A 23,122-nucleotide genomic window follows, 5' to 3' on the forward strand; every position below is an offset into this window, starting at 1 on the left:
CATCATGACCACGAATTCCACCGGCCTTCACATCGGAGTCGTCGGCGCGACCGGCCAGGTCGGCGCCGTCATGCGAACCCTGTTGGCGGAGCGTAAGTTTCCCGTCGCCTCGATCCGTTTCTTCGCGTCCGCCCGGTCCGCCGGCAAGACCCTGCCGTGGGGCGACGGCGAGATCACCGTGGAGGACGCGTCCACCGCGGATCCCACCGGGCTCGACATCGCGCTGTTCTCGGCCGGCGCCACCATGTCCCGCGAGCAGGCGCCGCGCTTCGCCGCCGCCGGCGTCACCGTCATCGACAACTCCTCCGCGTGGCGCAAGGATCCCGACGTCCCGCTCGTGGTCAGCGAGGTGAACCCCGAGGCGACGAAGAATCTCGTCAAGGGCATCATCGCGAACCCCAACTGCACCACCATGGCGGCGATGCCGGTGCTCAAGGTGCTGCACGACGAGGCCGGGCTGCAGCGGCTCATCGTCTCGAGCTATCAGGCCGTGTCCGGCAGCGGTCTCGCCGGTGTCGAGGAACTGGCGACGCAGGCGCGTGCCGTGGTGGCCGACGCCGAGAAGCTGGTGCACGACGGCAGCGCCGTCGCGTACCCCGATCCGACGGTCTACACCGCGCCGATCGCGTTCAACGTCCTGCCGCTCGCGGGCTCTCTCGTCGACGACGGAAGTGGCGAGACGGACGAGGACCAGAAGCTGCGCAACGAGTCCCGCAAGATCCTGGGTCTGCCGGATCTCCTGGTCAGCGGAACCTGCGTCCGCGTGCCCGTGTTCACCGGACACTCGCTGTCGATCAACGCCGAGTTCGCGAATCCGCTGTCGGTGGAGCGTGCGACGGAACTGTTGTCGTCGGCTCCCGGCGTGCGCGTGGTGGCCGTGCCGACGCCTCTGCAGGCGGCCGGCGCCGACGAGTCGCTCGTCGGACGCATCCGGCAGGATCCCGGTGTGCCGGACGGTCGCGGACTCGCGCTGTTCGTGTCCGGCGACAACCTGCGCAAGGGTGCTGCCCTCAACACGATTCAGATCGCCGAACTCTTCGTTCGGTAGTGCGGGAAGGCCGGAGGCCGGTCGGGTTCGGCGGGAAGGCCGGAGGCCGGAGGCCGGTCGGATTCGGTCCCGCGCGCTCAGCTCTCGAGGGCGCGCAGGGTGCGGTGCGTGTCGCGTGACGGCACGTACCCACCCAGGATCGAACTCCAGGTCCACAGGCGTCCGTCGAGTCGGTAGCGCCCGTGGGGGAGACCGGCGTCGAGCGCTGTCGCCTCGCCGCTGACCACGGCCGAGAGCATCACGCTCTCGTCGACGACACCGACCACCATCGCATCGACCGTGGACACCGGCTCGTCGGCATCGCGGCCCGACGGGTCGACCAGCGGCTCCATGACCGCCTCGGTGCCCTCGGGAGCGTGGAGGAAGCCGGAGTCGTGCGAGCACCCGTCGGCCTGACACTGTTCGAATCCGGCGATCACCTCGAGCCGCTCGATCAGTGGCCACAGGTCCTGTGAATGCCAGCGGGACAGTCCGCTCTCGCCGCCGTAGGCCTCGCTCCAGGACGCGAACACGGCGGTGAACTCCTCGACCACCGGTCCGTGCCGGTACCAGCAGCGGGGGATGCGCTCGGTCAGCTCGTAGCGGTCACGAAGCCACCACACCCAGTCGGTCACCTCGTCCCACAGGCGGGCGGCGTCGTCGGTGTCGAGATAGCGCCACGTGTAGCGACCGCGGGCGCGATCGGGACCGGGGAGAGTGCCCGGACGAGGTCGAGCGCCGCGGCCCGAAGGATCACCGTGGTGCGGGAAACCGCCGTGGTAAGACATCGTGTCCTTGCCGGCCGCGCGCCAGGGTGGTGGCGAACAGCCTGCTCGAGAGTGGCCGTGTGGTGCCGGGCGCCCCGGGGCTCGAACGCCTCGCACTTCGACGTGAGCGCACGGTGGACGAGGTGACGACACCGCACGTGCGACGAATCGACTTCGACAGTAGGTGCAGGTCAGTCGTGCCGCAAGTAGACCCTGTCCAACCGTTGGTCAAAGATGTTGTCGGTGATCGGAATACGAACCCACCACGGGAACGGCGCCCGATGTGCACTCACTCTCGAACTGATCGAACGATCAGTATGACGACTTGGGGATCGCGATCCACAGGACCAGGTAGATCACGAACTGCGGTCCCGGAAGGATGCACGAGAGGACGAACAGCAGGCGCACGAGCCCTGCGCTCAGACCGAAGCGCTCGGCGAGACCGCCGCACACTCCGGCGATGAGCTTGCTCTGACGTGAACGGGTGAGCCTGCGGGCCGGGCTGGTCATCGTGGGACCTCTTCTTCGTCGGTGACGTGTCGTCGCGGGTCGGACACCACGGCAACGTGCGGCGCCGGTGCCGGGTTCCCGTGCCGCCGTCGTGCGACGACGGGGAATGCTCGACGTGAGTGTTCGTGCGACGTTCTCGGCGCGGTCCTCGTCCGTACACGGCTCACCTCGACACTGGGCCGCATGCGCATCGTGCAGGTGGCCAACTTCTACGGACCTCGTTCGGGCGGTCTGCGGACGGCCGTGGACCAACTCGGAGCCGGCTATGTCGCTCGCGGCCACGAGGTGACGGTCATCGTGCCCGGCGACGTCCACTCCGAGACGATGTCCGCCACCGGGGTGCATCGCATCACCGTCCCGTCCACCCGGCTCCCGATGACCGGTGGCTACCGGGTGGCGAGGCCGTCCGTGACGGCCGACGTCGCGGCGAGTCTGCGACCGGACGTGCTCGAGATCTCGGACCGCCTGACCCTGCGTGGCCTCGGAACGTGGGCGCGCCACAGAGGGATTCGCAGCGTGATGATCTCCCACGAGAGGCTGGACCGACTGCTCGGACAGGTGTTGCCCGTCCCGGTGGCGCGCGCGGCGGCGGACGTCGCCAACCGGCGGTCCGTCCTCGGTCACGACGCGGTGGTGTGCACCACCGCGTTCGCGCAGGAGGAGTTCGACCGGATCGGCGCAGACGCGCACCGCATCGCACTCGGGGTGGACCTCGAGTTGTTCCACCCGTCGCGTCGCCATCGCAACGAGGGACGGATGATCCGGCTCGTGCACTGTGGACGGCTGTCGGTGGAGAAGCACGCCGAGCGGAGCGTCGACGCCCTGGCACACCTGCGCCGCGAGGGCATCGACGCACGCCTGGTGGTGGTGGGCGACGGTCCGCGGCGGTCCGCGCTCGAGCGGCGCGCCGAGGGTCTGCCCGTGCACTTCGCCGGGTTCGTCTCCGACCGCGAGCGCGTCGCACGGTTGCTCGCCGAGGCGGACGTGGCGGTCGCTCCCGGACCGCACGAGACGTTCGGGCTGGCGGCGCTGGAGGCACTGGCGTCGGGCACACCCGCGGTGGTCTCGGGAACGTCCGCGCTGGCCGAGATCGTCACCCCGGACTGCGGCGCAGCAGTGGCCAATCGCTCTCGCGACTTCGCCGAGGGCATCGCCGCGACCCTGGCGCTCCCCTCGGGCGGACGGCCCACGGCCAGGGCGAGGGCGGAGCAGTACGGCTGGCCGACGGCGGTGGAATCGATGCTCGAGGTCCTGTCCGGGCGGTGACGGTCGGCCCGCCCTGAACTCCGGCTAACTCACTTACATTCAGTCTGGACTGTTTGTAAGAAAGCCGATATGGTCGCAGATGTGACCGAGACCACCGCCGTGACCGAGCCGGCTGCCCAGCCCGCCCGCCGGACGCAGGCCGAGCGCACCGCCGGCACGCGGGCCAAGCTTCTCGACGCCGCCATCGACACGTTGGTGGACGTCGGATACTCCCGCGCCAGCACTCAGGAGATCGCACGTCGGGCCGGTGTGTCCCGCGGTGCTCAGCTCCACCACTTCCCGACGAAGGAAGCGCTCGTCGTGGCGGCCGTCGAGCGGCTCGTCGAGCGACGCCTCGACGAGCTGGTCGGGGTCCACCGCGGTGGGCCCGTCGGCCCGGCGCTCCTGCTCGACGCCTTCTCCGGCCCGTTGTTCCACGCGGCGCTCGAACTGTGGGTCGCCGCCCGCACGGATGCGGCACTGCACGCCGCGGTGGAACCACTCGAGCGTCGAGTGACCGAGGTGTTGCAGGAAGGCGGCCGAGAGCTCTACGGGGACAGCATGTCTCCCGCTGCCTTCGACCTGAGTATCGAACTCGCACGAGGGATGGCCGTGTCGGCCATCTTCCGAACCCCCGAGGAGGAACACGCGATGCGTGCACGATTGTTGCCGGAGTGGGAGCGGGCGGTGACGGAGCTGTGACGACCACACTGCCCGCGCACGTCGATGTTCTCGTCGTCGGATCGGGATTCGCCGGTATGGGTGTGACGGCGCGGGTGCTCCGCGAGGACCCGTCCGCCGACGTGCTCGTGATCGAGCGTGCCGACGACGTCGGTGGGACCTGGCGCGACAACACGTATCCCGGTGTCGCGTGCGATGTTCCGACGTCGTTGTACTCGTTCTCCTTCGCCCCGCACTCCGATTGGAGCCACACCTTCGCTCGTGGACCGGAGATTCATCGGTACCTGCGCGGGGTGGCCGACGACTTCGGGATCCGAGACCGTCTCGTCACGGGTTGCGCGCTGCTCGGGGCGCAGTGGGACGAAAAACGCTGCGTCTGGGACGTCACCACGGAGAAGGGTGATCTGACCTGCCGAGTGTTGGTCGCGGCCACGGGAACGCTCTCGACGCCGAAGCTGCCCGCCGTGCCGGGCCTCGATACATTCGCCGGCCACACCTTCCACTCCGCGACGTGGGACCATGACTACGACCTGCGCGGCAAGCGTGTCGCCGTCGTGGGCACCGGTGCGTCGGCCATCCAGTTCGTTCCCGAGATCGCCCCGGTCACGTCGCAGCTGCACGTCTTCCAGCGCACCCCGGCGTGGGTGATCCCGCGCATGGATCGCACGCGCGGCCCGATCGAGCGATGGTTCTACCGCCGCGCGCCGTGGACACTCGAGGCGCAGCGCGGTGCGATCTACGCGTACCGCGAGATGTACGTCGAGATGATGGCCAAGCGGCCCAAGCTTCTGTCGATCGCGCACACGATCGCCACGGGTTTCCTCCGACTGAAAGTGCGCGACGGCGGACTCCGGAAGCGCCTCACGCCGGGCTACACCATCGGCTGCAAGCGCATGCTGTTGTCCAACGACTGGTACGACACGTTGCAGCGACCGGACGTCGAACTGGTGGACAGCGGTCTGGCCTCGATCACGCCGACAGGTGTGGTGGACGCCGCGGGACGCGAGCGCGAGGTCGACGCCATCGTCTTCGGTACCGGCTTCACCCCCACCGAGCCGCCCGTCGCACATCTGTTGCGCGGCAGCGACGGTCGAACTCTCGCCGAGAGGTGGGGCGGCAGCCCGCGCGCCTACCGAGGTACGACGATGGCCGGCTTCCCGAATCTCTTCCTCATGTACGGGCCGAACACCAACCTGGGACACAGCTCGATCGTCTACATGCTCGAGTCCCAGTCGGCGTACGTCGAATCCGCTCTGCGCGAGATGACGCGTCGCAGCGTCGATGCCGTCGACGTGAGTCCGTCCGCGGTCGACGAGTGGAACGCGTCTCTCGACGCCGACCTGGCCGGCACGGTGTGGAACACCGGTGGGTGTTCGAGTTGGTACCTGGACGCGAGTGGACGGAACTCGGCCATGTGGCCGACCTTCACGTGGAAGTTCCGCAAGGCGACCGCCGCGTTCGACATCGAGAACTACCGCACGATGCGGGCGCGCGGAGGGCCGGACGTCGGCCGAACTGTGGGAAGTACACCGTCGGAGAAGGCAGCAATATGAAGAACACCTACGACGTCATCGTCGTCGGATCGGGTTTCGGCGGCAGCGTCTCCGCCCTGCGTCTGACCGAGAAGGGATACCGAGTCGGTGTCCTGGAATCCGGTCGTCGTTTCGAGGACGACGAGCTGCCCAAGACGAGCTGGCGACTGCGGAAGTATCTGTGGGCGCCCATGATCGGGTGCTACGGACTGCAGCGGATCCACCTGCTCCCCAATGTCCTGGTGATGGCCGGAGCCGGTGTCGGCGGCGGATCGCTGAACTACGCGAACACTCTGTACCAGCCCCCGAGCCGCTTCTTCGAGGATCCGCAGTGGGGTGACATCACCGACTGGGAAGCGGAGATGACGCCGTACTACAAGCAGGCGCGTCGGATGCTGGGCGTCGAGGACAACCCGACCATCACCCCCGCGGACAAGGTCATGCGCGACATCGCCGAGGAGATGGGCGTCGGTGACACGTTCAGCACCACACCGGTCGGCGTGTTCTTCGGTCAGCCGGGGCAGAAGGGTCGCGACGTCCCGGACCCGTTCTTCGGTGGCGTCGGACCCACCCGGACAGGCTGCACCGAGTGCGGTGCGTGCATGACGGGCTGCCGTGTCGGCGCCAAGAACACCCTGGTGAAGAACTACCTCTACCTCGCCGAGAAAGCCGGTGCCATGGTGCATCCGCTGACCACGGTCACCTCGGTGCGTCCCCGCGAGGGCGGTGGATACGAGGTGCGGACGCGTCGCACCGGTGCGAAGCTGCGGCGCAAGGAGACCGTGATGACGGCCGACCACGTCGTCTTCGCCGCCGGCACCTACGGGACCCAGAAGTTGATGCTGGCGATGAAGGAGACCGGAAATCTGCCCCACCTGTCGGACAAGCTCGGGTCCGTGGTGCGTACCAACTCCGAAGCGGTGCTGGCCGCGACGGCGCGTGACCGGCAGATCGACTACACGGAGGGCGTGGCGATCACCTCGTCGTTCCACCCCAACGATCACACGCACATCGAGCCGGTGCGATACGGCAAGGGCAGCAACGCCATCGGACTGTTGCAGACCGTTCTCAGTGACGGCGGCGGCAGGCTGCCGCGACCGCTGAAGACGCTGGGCGTCGCGCTGCGCCATCCGGCCGCCACCGTGCGTAGCCTGTCGGTGAAGAACTGGTCGGAACGCACCGTCATCGCGCTCGTCATGCAGACCGACGACAACTCGCTGGAACTCGGTTCCAGGAAAGGTCGATTCGGTCGGCGTCTGACCTCCCGCCCGGGAGGTGGCAGCCCGCCGCCGAAGTGGATCCCGGAGGGGCACATCGCGATCAGGAAGGCCGCGGACAAGATCGGCGGCGACCCGGGTGGCTCGTTCGCGGACGTGTTCGACATTCCCATGACCGCGCACTTCCTCGGTGGTTGTGTCATCGGTGCGACGCCGGAACGGGGCGTCATCGACGCGTACCACCGGGTGTTCGGGCACGAGGGTCTGCACGTCGTCGACGGATCGGCCGTGAGCGCGAACCTCGGCGTCAATCCGTCGCTCACCATCACCGCCCAGGCTGAGCGGGCGATGGCCCTGTGGCCGAACAAGGGAGAAAACGATCAGCGTCCGCCGGTCGGCACAGGGTACGAACCCCTCGCCCCGGTCCGCCCCGTCGCTCCCGTGGTTCCCGCCGAAGCACCCGGCGCACTGCGACTCCCGCTCACCGTGGTGGGTCGGAACCGCTGACTCGCGCGGGCTCGACCCCGAGACGACACAGGCCCCGACCTCCTCGCGGAGATCGGGGCCTGTCCCGTTCGGTCACTTGCCGGAGATGGGTCCCAGCAGCGAGGTGGTCCAGATCGCCGAGTTGGCGGACCCTGCCGGGTCACCGGCCGGCACCAGTCCGTTGATGGTCACCTGTCCGCCGGCCAGTCCGCGTGCGGGGTTCGGCGGGAGGGTGAGGCCGCAACTCTGCTGCACGTCGGCGATGCCGGGCAGCGAGTTCTGGCGGCACTGACCGCGTCCCTCGACCGTCAGCGGGCCACCGGGCAGGTTGTCGTACGTGACGGTCAGGGCAGCACCGAATTCGGGCTGCGCCGTCGGGGAGTAGCAGACACGCGCCGTCGCGGCCGTGATCTCGCTGGGCGAGGTCGAGGCCGCGCCCGTGGCCGGATCCACACTCGCCGCGTGCAGTTCGGTGGTGCGCTCGCCTCCCGCACAGGACGGCGACGATCCCACCGATCGGGAGTTCACCTCGCGTGTCACGTTGTAGGCGATCGGGCCCGTCGGCTGCGGGATTCCGGCGGGCGGAGCCGAATCGACGGGCGCGGTGCCCTCGCCGAGCGAGTACAGCGTCCACACCGATCCGGTGCGTCCACCGGGCAGACGCAACGGGTTGGCCACCGAGTTGCTGGTGGCGACACCGGCGCTCACACCGGACGCGTTGGGCTGGATGCGGAGAACGCAGTCGACGGCGCCGCGTCCGGGCGATCCGGGGTAGAGCTCGAAGCCGCACGGTCCGCGCATGTCGAGACGGCCGAGGCCGGGAGCGTCGAGAGTGCCCCACTGGTCGAGGATCTGGGTTCCGTCGAGCCCCAGCCCGTCGCACACGTAGATAGGTCCGACGTTGCGCGCCGTCTCGGCGGTCAGCACGCCGGACGCGGGGTCCGACTGGAACGTGTACATACGGGCGTCGAGACGTTCGACGAGGAGGTACTGGGCCGGAACGCCGTACTGGGCGTTGCACCGCGCGGTGTCCTCGGCAGTCGGCCGATTGCCGCTGTCCACCGTGCGGAAGACGTGGAACTGGCCGGGGCCGTCGCTGATCGATCCGAGAAGGGTCGACGGTGCCACCGGTCCCGGGTCGGCCGAGGCGGTGCCCGTGAAGGAGGCGACCGCGGTGACGGCCGCAGCGGCGACGAGTCCCGCCCGCCGCAGAAGACCGGATCTGCTCGAACGACTGTGCATTGTTGTATTCCCCCCAGAACTGCTGCCATCTCGACGACCGAAGAGTGCCACACGAATCCCCCATCTCCGACATGTGTGTGACCTGGCACAATGCCCGCTACGCGGCCCTGGACGAGTGGACACGAGGGGACGGTCGGACTGACCGTAGTGTCCACCGGAGCAGCACAGTGCTGCGCAATTCGTGCCGGGGGGCTCCTGACGTGTCGACGTTCTCTCTGACCAGAGTCATGGTCACCGTGGTGGCAGTGGCCGCCATGACCGTGTTCGGGAGTGCCACGGGGAGTGCGGATCCCGCCGTACAACCGTCGCCGGCGCCCGGTGGCGCACGAACGTTCTCCGAGCTTCCGCTGCCCGGACAGCCGGAGGGCATCGCCGTCGATCCGTCCGACGGCAGCGTGTGGACGGGATCGAATCGGCCCCGATCGACGGGAACGGTCTGGCATCACGACGGATCCGGTGCACTGATCGGCACCTACGATCTCGTGGGGCATTCCCCGGACGCCGAGCACGGGGTCAACGGCATCGCGCTGGACGGTGCGGGCCGGGTGTACGCGCTCGACTGGTCGGGTGCGCGTGCGGTACGACTCGATCCTGCATCGGGAGCCCAGTCGGTCTACGCGACGTTCCCCGATCTGCCGTCCTGTGGTCGGGGGATCGTCCCGTGCGAGCCGAGCCCTGTCGATCGACCCGCGTGGCCCAACTACCCGGTGTTCGACGCGGCGGGCAATCTGTACGTGAGCGATCTGAACCAGGCCACCATCTGGAAGGTGCCCGCCGGCGGCGGTGAGGCTCGGATCTGGTACCAGAGTCCAGATTTCGTGTCGCTGTACAGCGTCAACGGCATGCAGTTCGACGCGCAGGGCCGCCTCGTCTTCGTGGTCACGATCTCCCTGACAGCGGACCCGTCGATCTTCCGCGGGAAGCTGTTCCGCCTCGGCGTCGACGGGAACGGTGGTCCGGGTACTCGCGAGGAGATCGCCACGACGTCACAGGGTGACGGCATCGCCATCGGGGAGTCGGGCCGCGTCTACGTGGCGGTCGCGAACCCGATCATCAACGACGTCGAGATCGTGGAGCCCGGACGTGGCGTCGTCGGCGCGCTCCCGTCCCCCGAAGCGAGGGCGGCGCTGGCGGTGCCTCTCGTCACTCCCGCATCGTTGGCCTTCCGCGGCACGTCGGTGTTGGCGACCAACCATTCCCAGTACGCGATCGACCCCCGCGAGTGGTCGATCCAGGAGTTGGGCGTGGGGGAGCGGGGACTGCCCCTCCTGTACCCGACGCCCTGACACCACGAACTTAACTGGACTGATTCCAGAAAAGGGGTCATACTGGAACGGATCGACATTCTGCGTGTGCGCGAGTCGATGCCCGGGTATGCGGGTACGACGGACGTTCTGCGTCACACCGCGACGCTTCGCGTCTGCCACGAACAGGAGGCACTGGACTCATGACACAGCCGAGGCCCACGACCAACAACGCCGGTATCCCGGTTCCCAGCGACGAGCACTCCCTCACTGCGGGTGCGCAGGGACCGATCCTGCTGCACGATCACTACCTCATCGAGAAGATGGCGCAGTTCAACCGTGAGCGGGTCCCGGAGCGTGTGGTGCACGCCAAGGGTGCAGGCGCCTTCGGCACGTTCGAGGTCACCGGTGACATCTCGCAGTACACGCGGGCGGCGGTGTTCCAGCCCGGCGCGAAGACCGAGATGCTGGCGCGCTTCTCCACCGTCGCGGGCGAGCAGGGCAGCCCCGACACGTGGCGCGACCCCCGCGGTTTCGCGCTGAAGTTCTACACCACCGAAGGCAACTGGGACATGGTCGGCAACAACACGCCGGTGTTCTTCGTGCGCGATCCGTTGAAGTTCCAGGACTTCATCCGCAGCCAGAAGCGCATGCCCGACTCCGGTCTCCGAGACAACGACATGCAGTGGGACTTCTGGACCCTGTCGCCCGAGTCGGCACACCAGGTGACCTGGCTGATGGGTGACCGCGGAATCCCGAAGTCGTTCCGCCACATGGACGGTTTCGGTTCGCACACGTACCAGTTCATCGCTGCCGACGGCACCAAGTCGTGGGTCAAGTTCCACTTCAAGACGGATCAGGGCATCGACTACCTGACACAGGACAAGGCCGACGAGCTGGCGGGCACGTCGCCCGATCATCATCGTCAGGACCTGTTCGGATCGATCCGCAACGGCGACTTCCCGAGCTGGACCGTCAAGGTGCAGATCATGCCGTACGACGATGCCGAGACGTACAGGTACAACCCGTTCGATCTGACCAAGGTCTGGTCGCAGAAGGACTACCCGTTGATCGAGGTCGGCACGATGACCTTGAACAAGAACCCGGAGAACTTCCACGCCCAGATCGAGCAGAGCTCGTTCGAGCCGTCGAACCTCGTGCCGGGCATCGGTGCGAGCCCGGACAAGATGTTGCTCGGACGCATCTTCAGTTACGCGGACGCGCACCGGTACCGCATCGGCACCAATTACGCGCAGCTGCCGGTCAATCGGGCGAAGGCGGAGATCAACTCCTACTCCAAGGAGGGTGCGATGAACATCCACTACAACTCCGCGGAGACGCCCGTGTACGCCCCGAACTCGTATGGTGGTCCCGCCGCCGACACGCACGCGTACGGCGACGACGGTGCCTGGGACTTCGAGCCCCGATTCGTGCGCACCGGGTACGTGCAGCATCCCGAGGACGGCGACTTCGTCCAGGCCGGCATTCTCGTGCGCGAGATCATGGACGACGACGCCCGCGAGCGTCTCGTGGGCAACATCGTCGGCCACGCGCTGAACGGTGTCACCGAGCCTGTGCTGCAGCGGGTGTTCCAGTACTGGAGCAACGTCGACCCCGAGATCGGCAAGAAGGTCCAGGAGGGTGTGCGCTCCGGACAGGGCGAGACCGCCCCCACGACCGGCGCCGGCGCGGTGGACGACCCGGCCGACGAGGCCGCGAAGGTCTGATCCGCTCCGATTCTCGACGCCGCCCGTCGCACCCTCATCGGGTGCGGCGGGCGCTGCCGTGTGTGTGATGTAGATCACGTTTGAAACGTGTGGCCAGAATTCTCTGCCTGCTCGCTGCTTCGGGCACCGAAGCGGCGGCGGTAACGCCGACAGGCTCGCGTCCCGGCCCGGTTCATCGAACGGCCTCGTCGTATCGCCCCGATCGGTCTGTGTTACCCCGAGTACCGATCAATGGTTCGCAGAAGTTGAAGAACGTTCGGTATGTCTGGTTTCGAGAATGGATCTACAGTTCGCTCGCAGCCATTGCGGTAATGGCTCGTCGAAGCGAAACGGGGACCTGCCATGACCACCGATCTCACCGTCGAGACAGAGCGTGAGCAGCGTGATGTCCGTCGCCGCAAGGTTCGAGCGCTCCTCGCGGGCGGGCTGGTTCTCGGCGTCGGAGCGGCGGTGACATTGGCTGCATGGAGCGACAACGTGTTCGGCACCGCGCAGTTCACAGCGGAGAACTGGAACGTGCAGGGTGACTTCTCGGCCGCCGGCAGTGGGGCGTGGCAGGAATACAACACCGCCGAGACTGCGGGCACATTCAACTACACGACGGGCTTCTCCGCGCTGAGCCCCGGCACGACGGTGTACGCGCCGGTTGCCCTGCGCGTCGGCTTGGGAACCAGTGCAGGCGGCGCATACGACGCGGCCGTGACCCTCCGAGGGGCCACGCCGACGACGGGGGCGCTGACACCCCTTCTCACCTATCAGGTCGTCAGCGGCGTCACCGCGGCGAACTGCGCGGCCGGAACGATCACCGGAGGCGCGAGTGTCGTCCCCGTCGGCAGTGCCCTCGGCACGGGAAGCGCCTCCAAGGCCATCACGCTGCCGAAGACCGGCACCGCTCTTCCTCTGTGCTTCGCCGTGACCCTGCCTGCGACCGTGACCGCGGACCAGGCGGCCGGTAAGACCACCAATACGGTCACCTGGCAGTTCCAGGCCGAGGCCGTGGTGCCGACGCCGTAATCGGCTGCTCCTCGTCACCCCATGTCTCGTCACGCACCATCTCGGCACACTGCGGCGGAACCGCGGACGCACGACGCCGTCGTCGGACGACGGGCTCGGCTCGGTGCCGTGATCGGTCTGGTCGTAGGACTCGTCGTCGCGGCACTCTCGGCCACCGACGTCGCGGCGTCGTGGACCGACCGGGTCCTGGGCGGATCGGCATTCAGCACAACACCGTTCGGCTTCGAGTCGGCGACGCTCGGGGCGCCCTTCGCGACCCACTCGGAGGCCGCGCCTGCCGTGCTCTCTCTGCTTCCGGCTGCGCCGCTGCTCCCGGGTCAGTCGGTCTACGGCGCGATCTCGTTGCGTTCGGTTGCCGGGTCGCCGGCGGTGGCCGTGACCGTCGACGGCACGGCGTCGGTGCCCTCGGGCCTCGCATCGTTGTTGCAGTACGCAGTCGTTCGATCGCCCACGTGCGACAGCACCTCGTTCGCCTCGACGGCATCGTTCGTCGTCGGCTCGGTCACGGGCGGTGTCCCGTTGTCCGCCGATTCGGCGAGCGGGGCCGTCGTACTCCCGGCAGGATCGCCGACGACCACGGGAACCGTTGTGCCTCTGTGCTTCAGGATGACGCTGCCCGACACCCTCGCGGTGTGGACCGCCGGGGCCGCGTCGTCGACCCTTCGGGCCACGTGGACCTTCCTCGGTACCGCCTGAGTCCACGTGTCCGATCACCCCTTCGCGCCACCAGAAAGTGCTCACACCATGTCGACTCGTCACGCAGCGCCCCCTCGGCGTCGTTCGGCCTTCTCCCGCCTGGGTGACGCCGTTCTCAACGTTCTCGCGCTCGGCGGTGTCGTCTGCATCGTGTTGGTGGTTCTGTCGTTCACCCTGAACATCTCGTTGATCATGTTCAAGACGGGATCGATGGCACCGACGATGCCGACGGGGTCACTCGCGGTGGTGCGGGAGGTACCTGCGGACTCCGTCGTTCCCGGGGATGTCGTGACGATCGCACGGGTCGGCGAGCTGCCTGTCACGCACCGTGTGGTCGAGACCTCGCCCGGCCGCGACGGCGCAACGTTCCTCGAGCTGAAGGGCGATGCCAACGAGTACGAAGATCCGGCCGGATACGACGTCACCGAGGTGCGCAAGGTGCTGTGGTCGGTGCCCGGCCTCGCGAAGGTGGTGGTGTGGTTCTCGAGTCCCCTGGTTCTGGTGCTTCTGACCCTCTCGATGGCGGCTCTCGTCGTGGCGATGTTCTGGCCGAGAACGCCGAAGCGGCCGGTACCGTGAGCCGCCCGCGCTCGGTGGCACTGGTCCTGATCGCTGCTGTGCTGACGGTCGTGTCGGTGGTCTCGAACACCGATGGCACCGTTGCCGCCTGGCAGGGGCGGGACCACGCAGCGGCCACCGTGTCGATCGGATCATGGCCCAGCGCCGGAAGCGCGTACGCGGAGATCGGACGCGTCGGTTCAGCGTCGGGTCTCGCATTCGATCTGCTCGCGGGCGGAACGAACCCGCCGTGGCCCGGACCGGCAGCGACGCGATCGCAAGCGGCTCCGGGAACAGTCACCAGCACCACGGCCGGGCCGTACAGCAGCGCCGGGGTACTGGGGTTGGCCAACGAGCTGACTTCGCGAGGCGCTGCTCCGGGAACACCGATTCAAGGCTCGTCGTGCGCGGCCTACGGATGGGCGCCGAACACGCCGGCACCGTGCACGACGGTCCCGTCGCAGAGAGTGAACGCGCGCGCAACTCTGTCGTCCTACACGCTGTACGCGTCACTGCTGTCGCTTCTCGGCCTGGGGTCGACAGACGTGGTCTCGGTGCCGTCGCCTGTGACATCGGCCGCATCCTGTGACCTGACCACCTCCGGGCCGACCTACACGGCAACCCCTCCGAGTGCGGCAAACGTGACGACGCTGAACCCTCGGGGTTCGATCACCGTTCGAGGCGGAAACACCGTCGCGATTCCGCCTGCGGGCGGCACGGTGTCGTTCGATTTCCCCCAGAGCGGGTCCACCGTCGTGGTGCCTGGCGTGTCGGGAACACTTCGCAGTGTCGTCGACAACTCGTCGTCTGCGCGCTCGAGCCTCGTGCTGGAGAACGGCCGGATCCTGAGGCTGGGACTGCTCGGGGGCATCCTTCTCGACATCAGGTTCACCCTGGTGCTGGTCGACGCGGCGTGCGGAGGCGGACCGACCGGGCCCGTGTCGATCACCGCCGCATCTGCGCGAGTAGCCGCAGCGGAACCACCGGCTGCGACGACACCGGTCACGACGACACCGGTCACGACGACAGCGGCCGCGACGACAGCGGCCGCGACGACACCGGTCACGACGACACCGGCCGCGACGACAGCGGACGCGACGACAGCGGACGCGACGACCAGCGCTCAGCCGTCGGCGTCCTCGGTGGTGTCACCGACCGACGCGACGACGATTCCTGCATCGTCGAGCACCGCCGCAACGACCACGACGTCTCCGGCGCCGACCACCACCACCACTCCCGCTGCAGCCTCCGCCACGGTGTTCTCCGGGGCGGGGCCCATCACGTCGATCACGACATCCGACGGGCTCGAATGCTCCGTCGGTCCTGATGCGGTCACCTTCACGTGTTCGGACGGCAGCACCCTCGTCTTCACTCCGGTGGCGCTGTCGCCACCTGGCATCGCCGCTGCCACGACCGACGGGCTCTGGTCGCCGAGGACGCTCACGGGGGAGACGGTGCCGGTGGAGGCGGCCACCCGGTCGTGACGCTGCCCTCCCGCCGTTTGTCGTCCCCCACCCCCGGGTAGTCGAGGAGGGTGACTTCTCCCGCCGTTCTGTTCGACATCGACGGCACGCTCGTCGATTCGAACTACGCCCATGTCCACGCCTGGGCTCGTGCCTTCTCCGACGCCGGTATCGCTGTGGACTCGTGGCGGATTCACCGCTCGATCGGCATGGACGGCGCGAAGCTGCTCTCGTCGTTGGCGGGTGACGCACCCGAGGACGCGGCGGAACGCGCGAAGGAACTACACACGCAGTACTACGAGGAGATGTCCTCCCTGCTGTCGCCGCTGCCCGGTGCGCTCGACCTGCTCGGCGCGGTAGTGGACCGCGGGCTGCAGGTCGTACTCGCCACCTCGGCACCGGAGAACGAACTCGCGATCCTTCGCGGACTTCTCGGGGTCGAGGAGATCGTCTCGGAGTTGACGTCGTCGGAGGACGTCGAGACGGCGAAGCCTGAGCCGCGCATCGTCGACATCGCGCTGGACCGTGCCGGCGTCGGTGCCGAGCGCGCCGTCTTCGTCGGGGATTCCGTGTGGGACGTGAAGGCATCCGTCACAGCGGGCGTCCCGTGTATCGGAGTGCGCAGTGGCGGCGTCTCGAGTGCCGAGTTTACCGAGGCCGGCGCCACCGCGGTGTACGACGATCCTGCAGACCTGTTGGCGCACATCGACAGTTCGATGATCGCGCGCCTCGAATGAGAGAGAACGGCTACGCACCGATCGAGAACTACGCGGCGATCGGCGACGGCCGCACCGTCGCGCTCATCGCGGACGACGGGCGCATCGACTGGTTCCCGGTCCCCAATCTCGACACCGCGCCGGTGTTCGCGGCACTCCTCGACGCCGAGTCCGGCGGCTACATCTCTATGCGTCCGGCGGAGGAGTTCACGACCACCCGTCGGTACGCCGACGGCACCAATGTCCTGGTCACGACATTCACGACGGAGTCGGGCGTCGTGAACGTCACGGACTCCCTGAACACCGGTGTGGCGGGACGCCTTCCGTGGACCGAGCTCGCACGGCGCGTCGAGGGCGTCGAGGGCAGTGTCGACATGGAGTGGTCCGTCGCTCCGGGGACGTGTCTGGGAACGGCGTCGCCGTGGTCGTACGAGACGGTGCACGGTACGGTGCTGCGCGTCGACGGTGTCACTCTGGGCGTGCGCACTCTCAATGCCGACGACATCGAGCTCGAATCTCGTTCCATCAGTGGTCGATTCACCACCGCGGTCGGTTCGCGCTCCCTCGTGGCCGTGGTCGGTACCGAGGTGGAACCGTTGTATCTCCCGGTGCCGGAGGACGTCGACTCGGGCATCGATCGTACGATCGCGAACTGGCAGATGTGGTCCGAGGAGTTCCGGTACGAGGGCCCCTGGCACGACGAGGTCCATCGCAGCGCCCTCGCACTGAAGCTGTTGTTGTACAGCCCGTCCGGTGCCATCGCGGCGGCGGCGACGACCTCGCTGCCGGAGCGGTGGGCCGGTGCCAAGAACTGGGACTACCGCTACGCGTGGGTGCGTGACACCGCGTACACGATCAAAGCGCTGATCCGCTTCGGTCTTCGCGAGGAGGTCCACGCCGCGGTGGCGTGGCTGCTGCGCATCATCCGCAGCAACGAGCAGATCACGCAGGTGTTCTACACCCTGAACGGTGAGATCCCGGGCGGCTCGACATATCCCGACGTGCCGGGGTGGCGCGGGGTCGGTCCGGTGATCAACGGAAACGAGGCGGCAACTCAGTTGCAGCAGGGGATCTTCGGTGACCTGTTCGACATCGTGTCCCTCTACGTGGACGCGGGCAACGTACTCGACGCGCCCACGGGCCGACTCCTCGCGGAGATCGCCGACACGACGTGTGACATCTGGCGCCGCAAGGACGCCGGAATCTGGGAGCTGCCCACGATCCGGCACTACACATCTTCCAAGATGGGCTGCTGGCACGCGCTCGACCGTGCGGTGCACCTCTCCGAGCAGGGCATGATTCCCGGCATCGCGGACAGGTGGGTGACCGAGCGCGACCACATCGCCCAGTGGATCGACGACAATTGCTGGTCCGAGTCCCGCGGCGCCTACGTCTGGTACCCGGGCACGGATGAGCTCGACGCCTCCGTGTTGCTGCACGCGGGCAGTCGGTGCGTCGACGACGAGCGGATGTCGAGGACCGTCGACGCTCTGCGCGACGAACTCGGTTCCGGCGACCACCTCTATCGCTACTCCGGCATGCAGATGGTCGAGGGTACGTTCGTCGCCTGCTCGTTCTGGGTCGTCGGCGCCCTCGCCAAGCTCGGCCGCGACGACGAGGCCAGCGCACTCATGGATCGACTGGTCACCAGCGGCAACGACGTCGGCCTCTTCGCCGAGATGATCGATCCCGACCGGTCGGCCGAGGACGAGCCGTCGACCTTTCTGGGCAACTTCCCGCAGGGCCTGTCCCATCTGGCGCTCATCAACGCAGCGCTGACACTGGCCAGCGGTCACGACCACACGACCTCCGACACACGAAAGTAGGACCACACATGGATCTCGGAATCACAGGACGAACAGCAGTCATCACCGGAGCGGATTCGGGAATCGGCTGGTGCACAGCGCAGATGCTTCTCGACGAGGGCGTCCGAGTCTTCGTCACCGACAAGGACCAGGACAAGCTCGCTGCAGGCGCGGCGGACCTGACGGGACCCGACGGAGCCGTCACCGCCTTCGCCGCCGACGTGACGAAGCCGGCCGACGTGGAGGCGCTGCATGCCAAGGCTGTCGAGGCGCTCGGCACCGTCGACATCCTCGTGCAGAGCGCCGGGATCACCGGCGCGCAGGGCATGTTCCACGAGATCGACGACGACGGCTGGTCGTCCACCATCGAGGTCGACCTTCTCGGTCCGGTGCGCGTCGTGCGCGCGTTCCTCCCGGAGCTGCGTCAGGGCGGGTGGGGACGCATCGTGCTGCTGGCATCGGAAGACGCCGAGCAGCCCTACATCGACGAATTGCCCTACTGCGCAGCGAAAGCCGGGATCCTGTCGCTGGTCAAGGGGTTGTCCAAGACCTATGCGTCCGAGGGAGTCCTGGTCAACGCGGTCTCCCCTGCCTTCATTCACACGCCGATGACCGACGCGATGATGGACAAGCGCGCAGACGAGCGCGGCACCGATCGCGACGAGGCCATCGAGAGCTTCCTGAAAGAGGATCGGCCGTTCATGGAACTCGGTCGACGGGGTACCCCGGAGGAAGTGGCGTCGGTGGTCACGTTCCTGTGTTCGGAGCGTGCCAGCTTCGTCAACGGCTCCAACTACCGCGTCGACTCCGGTTCGGTCGCGACCATCTAGAGAGGATCACTTCCCATGACCCGTTTCGGATACACCCTCATGACCGAGCAGAGCGGTCCCAAGCAGCTCGTCGATTACGCGGTCAAAGCGGAGAACGTCGGCTTCGACTTCGAGGTATCGAGCGATCACTACTCGCCGTGGCTGTCCTCGCAGGGGCATGCCTCGTACGCGTGGACGATGCTGGGCGCGGTGGCGCACGCGACGTCGACGGTCGATCTGTACACCTACGTGACCTGCCCCATCATCAGGTATCACCCCGCGGTCGTCGCACAGAAGGCCGCGACCCTGCAGATCCTGTCGGACGGCCGTTTCACCCTCGGTCTCGGCAGCGGGGAGAACTTGAACGAGCATGTCGTGGGCCAGGGTTGGCCGTCGGTGGACAAGCGTCAGGACATGTTCGAGGAAGCCGTCAAGATCATTCGGCAGTTGCAGTCGGGCGAGCTGGTCACATGGGAAGGCGAGCACTACCGGGTCGACTCCGCCCGTCTGTGGGACACGCCCGACACGCCGCTCGAGATCGGCATCGCGGTCTCGGGGTCGAAGTCCATCGAGCGTTTCGCCCCGCTCGGTGACCATATGATCTCGACGGAGCCCAAGCCGGAGCTGGTGCAGGGCTGGGACAAGGCGCGGCACATCGGCACCGGTCTGAGTCGTGACTCGAAGAAGATCGGGCAGATCCCCATCTGCTGGGGTCCCGACGAAGACGAGTCGATCCGGATCGCGCACGACCAGTTCCGCTGGTTCGCGGGCGGGTGGGCCGTGAACGCTGACCTGCCGACGACGGCCGGTTTCGCGGGTGCGACACAGTTCGTCCGGCCGGAGGACGTGGCCGGAACCATCCCCTGCGGACCGGATCTCGATGCGATCGTCGAGAAGGTGGCGCCCTACTGGGAGGCCGGTTTCACCGACATCGCACTCGTGCAGGTCGGTGACGAGACCCAGGAGCGCTTCCTTGCCGAGGCCGCCGGGCCACTGCTCGAGAAGCTCCGCGCAGCGTCCTCCTGACCGACGGATCGATCAGAGCGCCGGTCCACGCACAGCGTCGTGGGCCGGCGGATCTGTGTCGGTGGACAGCTTGTCGCGCAACGACTCCGAGTTCAGCAGCATGTTCAGGACCACCGCGCACAGCGCACCCGCGCTGATGCCGGAGTGGAAGATGGTCTGGAACCAGTCGGGGAACCGGTCGTAGAGGTCCGGCGACACCGTGGGCAACAGTCCGACGCCCACCGCGACGGCGACCACCAGGATGTTCGTGTTGTTGAACGACACCTGCGCGAGCGTGCGGACGCCACTCGCGGCCACCATGCCGAACAGTGCGATGCCCGCGCCACCGAGCACGGGAAGCGGCACACCCTCCACCACGGCACCGAGTTTCGGCAGCAACCCCAGCAGGATGAGGATGCCGCCGGCGAACGTGGCCACATGGCGGGTCTTGACGCCCGTGATCGCCACCAGCCCCACGTTCTGCGCGAACGCCGTGTACGGGAACGTGTTGAAGATGCCACCGAGCATCGTCGACAGGCCGTCGGCGCGCAGACCGTCGGCCAGACGGCGAGGCGGAACCTTCTTGTCGACGATCTCGCCGACAGCGATGATGTCGCCCGTGGTCTCGGTCATGATGACCAGCGCGACGATGCACATGGTGATGATCGCGCTGACCTCGAACGTCGGGAATCCGAAGTGGAACGGCGTGGTCACGCCGACCCAGTCCTGTTCCCGCACACCACTGAAGTCGGTCATGCCCAGCGGGATCGCGATGACGGTGCCGGCGACGAGTCCGAGCAGGATGCTCAGTCGCTTGGCGGCCGGGGGAGCAAACCGTTCGATCAGCAGGATGATCAGCAACGTGAGTGCGCCCATCCCGATGTACTTCGGATCACCGAAGTCCTCGGATCCCGTTCCGCCGCCGAACCATCCGGCCGCCACCGGCATCAGCGACAGGCCGATGATCAGGATGACCGTGCCCGTGACCAGAGGCGGGAACAGGTGGAGCAGCTTCGCGAACACCGGCGCCAGCGCCATCATGAACACGCCGGACGCGATCACGGAACCGTAGATGGCGGTGACGCCGTACTGCGAGCCGATGGCGATCATCGGCGTCACCGCGGCGAACGTGCAGCCCTGCATCAGCGGTAGTCGTACCCCGAAGCGCCAGAACCCGACCGCCTGGATCAGTGTCGCGATCCCGGCGACGAACAGGTCGGCCGTGATGAGGTACGGCAGGTCGCTCGACTGCAGTTCCCCCGCAGCGACCAGGGCGCTGCCGACGATGAGAGGGACGGCGACCGCGCCCGCGTACATCGCGAGCACGTGCTGCAAGCCGAGTGGAGCCAGCACCGACAGCGGGGGAATGTGGTCGACCGGATGCGTGCCCGCCCGACCGCGAGTGAACCTCGACAACGACACCATGGGACACAGTGTCGGCCCTGCCCGTGTCGTTCGTCGGTCTTCTCGGTTTCCGCGCCGTTACGGCGGCACTCCGTCGGCTCAGAGGGTGGTGGCGGCGAAGGACACGAAGACGACGAACAGTGCGGCGCCGCCCAGCGCGGCTCCGATCATCGCCTCGCGGCCGTTGGTGGCCGTGCCGTCCTCGTCCCGGCCGATACCGACCCATCCGCACACCACCGCGAGGATGCCGGTGGGCACCGCGACGATGTCTCCCACGAAGGGCACGAACGCGCAGACCAGCGCGACGATGCCCGCGACCAGCGCGCTGCTGCCCGCGCCGTTGCGATACGCGGGACGTGATGACGGAGTGTCGGTCACACCCGGAATGGTCTCAGGTGCTCCCCGCGGCGCCGCCACCGCCACCCGCGCCGGCCCCGGACACCGTGCCGGCGCTGCTGTTGGTCGAGGTGAACACCGAGGAGAAGACGACCCAGTTCAGCAGTGCCGGGTCCGAGGCGTGCAGTGATCCGGACGGTGAGGCGAAGGCACGCAGCGTCGTTCCGCCGTCCGCGTCCGTGGCCGCCTCGAGGCGCTTCGTGAACGTGGAGCCGAGCCCCAGCGCGACGATGTCGGGCAGTGCGTCGTCCAGATCGAGCGAGGAGTCGTCGTCCTTTCCCGACTGCTTCAACCCGTCACGGTAGGCCTCCCAGGGACGAGCGGCGTCGAGACCGGCAGCCGAGAATCGTGAGTAGGCGACCGTCATGACGAGGCCGGCGATCAGCAGGATCCCGCCGGGAATCGCGGCGACCAGCATGATCGGGGCCCCGGAAGCAGCGACCACGCCTGCGCCCACCATGACTGCACCGCCGAGAAGTGCCAGTCCGACCAGACCCCAGCGTGGTCCGGCCGTACCGTGGCGCACCCACCCGTTCGCCTCGAGGTGCGCGTCGACGACGGCCTTCGTCGCGCCGTGACCCTGCGCGAGCTTCGTGAGCGCGGCGCTGTCCACCACGTCGCCCTCGGCCTTCTCGGACAGCATGGTCCAGACGGCGTCCTGCACGTCGCCGCGTACCTTGCCGCGGTCGAGCAGTCGGACTCGGAGCGTGTCCTTGCCACGTTTCTTCGACCCGGAACCCGGCTCGGACTCGAGAGCCACTGCGTCGGCCGCCGCGAGCGCCAGCAGCGTGGCCGGCACCGCACTCGCCTGCGCGCTCCGATGGACCAGAGCCGTGACGATCGCGGGATCGGTGGTGTGATCGGGTCGGTAGGTCGTCGGAGGCTGCGCCGACACCGTGGGCCGCGAACGGCGACGGTAGATCTGCGCCGCGCCCGCGGAGCCGACCAGCACGACGGCGAGACCGGTCCACGGGAGCCACGTCGACCCCGGCCCGGCGGCGAACTCGTCGAGCGCCGTCACCGGTGGCCCGACCAGGATGGAGGACTCGAGCCGGTCGATGCCGTTCGTCAGACTGCCCGCGACGTCACCGTCGCGCAGCGGCGGCACCAGGGCGTCCTCGATGATCGCTTCCTGCTCGTCGCGGGGAACATTGCCGTCGTCGAAGGTGGAACCGAGGAGGATCCCGGCCCGAGCCTCGTCGTCGGTACCGGGCTCGCGGTTGATCAGGATGGCACCGGCGACGTCCTGATCGACGTCCGCCGTCGACACCCACGCCTGCTGGAGTGCCTCCACCTGATCGAGGGTGTCGTCCGAGTCGGCGTCCAGTTCGCGGACGTACGCGACGACGTCGGCCCCGGTCTCGGCGCGCAGCGCGTCGAGTCGCTGCTCCAGCGCCTCGACGTCGGCCGGACCCAGCGAGTCCCCGGTGCGGTCGTACACGCGTTGACCGACCGTGAGCCCGTCGAACTGTGTGTCACCGGAGCTGTCGGAGCAACCGGCGAGACCGAGCACTGCTGTCGCCGCGATGAACGCGACCGCGAACCGGAACCGTGTCATGCCGTCATGATAGGCAGACT

The 23,122-nt window shown here is 67.8% G+C and carries 21 protein-coding genes; 15 read left to right on the forward strand and 6 right to left on the reverse strand.

Annotation, left to right across the window (positions count from 1 at the left end):
• Window positions 1–4: 4 nt before the first annotated feature.
• Complete coding sequence (locus QRN16_RS12115; RefSeq protein WP_027506652.1) at window positions 5–1,048, forward strand: aspartate-semialdehyde dehydrogenase; 1,044 nt, start codon at window positions 5–7, stop codon at window positions 1,046–1,048.
• Between the two features lie 77 nt (window positions 1,049–1,125).
• Here QRN16_RS12115 and QRN16_RS12120 read toward each other — a convergent pair whose 3' ends face one another.
• Both QRN16_RS12120 and QRN16_RS12125 read right to left on the reverse strand, forming a co-directional pair.
• A complete protein-coding gene (locus QRN16_RS12120; protein WP_285187015.1) occupies window positions 1,126–1,815 on the reverse strand; it encodes a hypothetical protein in 690 nt (229 codons plus the stop codon).
• Window positions 1,816–2,106: 291 nt separating this feature from the next.
• Window positions 2,107–2,304: a PspC domain-containing protein gene (locus tag QRN16_RS12125; RefSeq protein ID WP_027506653.1), complete on the reverse strand. Its 198-nt coding sequence runs from the start codon at window positions 2,302–2,304 to the stop codon at window positions 2,107–2,109.
• Window positions 2,305–2,487: 183 nt separating this feature from the next.
• Here QRN16_RS12125 and QRN16_RS12130 point away from each other — a divergent pair, with 183 nt between their 5' ends.
• The 4 genes from QRN16_RS12130 (at window position 2,488) to QRN16_RS12145 (ending at window position 7,486) form a co-directional block, all read left to right on the forward strand.
• Complete coding sequence (locus tag QRN16_RS12130) at window positions 2,488–3,570, forward strand: glycosyltransferase (RefSeq protein WP_285187018.1); 1,083 nt, start codon at window positions 2,488–2,490, stop codon at window positions 3,568–3,570.
• A 69-nt stretch (window positions 3,571–3,639) separates the two neighbouring features.
• Window positions 3,640–4,251 carry a TetR/AcrR family transcriptional regulator gene (locus QRN16_RS12135; RefSeq protein WP_056443296.1) on the forward strand — a complete coding sequence of 204 codons (612 nt, stop codon included), beginning with the start codon at window positions 3,640–3,642 and terminating at the stop codon, window positions 4,249–4,251.
• A 56-nt stretch (window positions 4,252–4,307) separates the two neighbouring features.
• Window positions 4,308–5,783, forward strand: a complete 1,476-nt coding sequence (locus QRN16_RS12140) for a flavin-containing monooxygenase (RefSeq protein WP_502944002.1) — start codon at window positions 4,308–4,310, stop codon at window positions 5,781–5,783.
• Window positions 5,780–7,486, forward strand: a complete 1,707-nt coding sequence (locus tag QRN16_RS12145) for a GMC oxidoreductase (protein ID WP_222638969.1) — start codon at window positions 5,780–5,782, stop codon at window positions 7,484–7,486. The genes QRN16_RS12140 and QRN16_RS12145 overlap by 4 nt, the downstream gene beginning before the upstream one ends.
• A 72-nt stretch (window positions 7,487–7,558) precedes the next feature.
• Here the strand turns inward: QRN16_RS12145 and QRN16_RS12150 are convergent, their stop codons facing one another.
• Window positions 7,559–8,707, reverse strand: coding sequence for a hypothetical protein (locus tag QRN16_RS12150; protein WP_027506657.1), 1,149 nt, complete (start codon window positions 8,705–8,707; stop codon window positions 7,559–7,561).
• Between the two features lie 200 nt (window positions 8,708–8,907).
• Here QRN16_RS12150 and QRN16_RS12155 point away from each other — a divergent pair, with 200 nt between their 5' ends.
• The 10 genes from QRN16_RS12155 to QRN16_RS12200 all read left to right on the forward strand — a co-directional run bounded on the left by QRN16_RS12155 (window position 8,908) and on the right by QRN16_RS12200 (window position 19,765).
• Window positions 8,908–9,993, forward strand: a complete 1,086-nt coding sequence (locus QRN16_RS12155; RefSeq protein ID WP_222633314.1) for an SMP-30/gluconolactonase/LRE family protein — start codon at window positions 8,908–8,910, stop codon at window positions 9,991–9,993.
• Window positions 9,994–10,154: 161 nt separating this feature from the next.
• Window positions 10,155–11,678, forward strand: coding sequence for a catalase (locus QRN16_RS12160; RefSeq protein ID WP_285187032.1), 1,524 nt, complete (start codon window positions 10,155–10,157; stop codon window positions 11,676–11,678).
• Between the two features lie 342 nt (window positions 11,679–12,020).
• The gene (locus QRN16_RS12165) at window positions 12,021–12,692 is read left to right on the forward strand and encodes a SipW-dependent-type signal peptide-containing protein (RefSeq protein WP_056443308.1); all 672 of its coding nucleotides are present in this window, start codon (window positions 12,021–12,023) and stop codon (window positions 12,690–12,692) included.
• A gap of 108 nt (window positions 12,693–12,800) precedes the next feature.
• Complete coding sequence (locus QRN16_RS12170; protein ID WP_285187035.1) at window positions 12,801–13,388, forward strand: hypothetical protein; 588 nt, start codon at window positions 12,801–12,803, stop codon at window positions 13,386–13,388.
• A gap of 48 nt (window positions 13,389–13,436) precedes the next feature.
• A complete protein-coding gene (locus QRN16_RS12175) occupies window positions 13,437–13,967 on the forward strand; it encodes a signal peptidase I (RefSeq protein WP_285187036.1) in 531 nt (176 codons plus the stop codon).
• Window positions 13,964–15,430, forward strand: a complete 1,467-nt coding sequence (locus QRN16_RS12180; RefSeq protein WP_285187037.1) for a hypothetical protein — start codon at window positions 13,964–13,966, stop codon at window positions 15,428–15,430. Before QRN16_RS12175 ends, QRN16_RS12180 begins: the two co-directional genes overlap by 4 nt.
• A 50-nt stretch (window positions 15,431–15,480) precedes the next feature.
• The gene (locus QRN16_RS12185) at window positions 15,481–16,146 is read left to right on the forward strand and encodes an HAD family hydrolase (protein ID WP_285187039.1); all 666 of its coding nucleotides are present in this window, start codon (window positions 15,481–15,483) and stop codon (window positions 16,144–16,146) included.
• A complete protein-coding gene (locus QRN16_RS12190; protein WP_285187041.1) occupies window positions 16,143–17,951 on the forward strand; it encodes a glycoside hydrolase family 15 protein in 1,809 nt (602 codons plus the stop codon). Before QRN16_RS12185 ends, QRN16_RS12190 begins: the two co-directional genes overlap by 4 nt.
• Window positions 17,952–17,959: 8 nt before the next feature.
• The gene (locus QRN16_RS12195) at window positions 17,960–18,760 is read left to right on the forward strand and encodes an SDR family NAD(P)-dependent oxidoreductase (protein WP_285187043.1); all 801 of its coding nucleotides are present in this window, start codon (window positions 17,960–17,962) and stop codon (window positions 18,758–18,760) included.
• Window positions 18,761–18,775: 15 nt separating this feature from the next.
• Entirely contained in the window at window positions 18,776–19,765 is a 990-nt protein-coding gene (locus QRN16_RS12200) for an LLM class F420-dependent oxidoreductase (RefSeq protein WP_285187045.1), read from the forward strand.
• Window positions 19,766–19,777: 12 nt separating this feature from the next.
• On the opposite strand, the gene QRN16_RS12205 is transcribed toward QRN16_RS12200, so the two are convergent.
• The 3 genes from QRN16_RS12205 to QRN16_RS12215 form a co-directional block, all read right to left on the reverse strand.
• Window positions 19,778–21,169: a nucleobase:cation symporter-2 family protein gene (locus QRN16_RS12205; protein ID WP_082544397.1), complete on the reverse strand. Its 1,392-nt coding sequence runs from the start codon at window positions 21,167–21,169 to the stop codon at window positions 19,778–19,780.
• 78 nt (window positions 21,170–21,247) lie between these two features.
• Window positions 21,248–21,526, reverse strand: a complete 279-nt coding sequence (locus QRN16_RS12210) for a hypothetical protein (protein WP_027506667.1) — start codon at window positions 21,524–21,526, stop codon at window positions 21,248–21,250.
• 13 nt (window positions 21,527–21,539) lie between these two features.
• Window positions 21,540–23,102, reverse strand: coding sequence for a DUF2207 family protein (locus QRN16_RS12215; protein WP_285187050.1), 1,563 nt, complete (start codon window positions 23,100–23,102; stop codon window positions 21,540–21,542).
• Window positions 23,103–23,122: the final 20 nt, after the last annotated feature.

This window comes from Rhodococcus sp. MEB041 (assembly GCF_030208955.1).
Classification (GTDB): Bacteria; Actinomycetota; Actinomycetes; order Mycobacteriales; family Mycobacteriaceae; genus Rhodococcoides.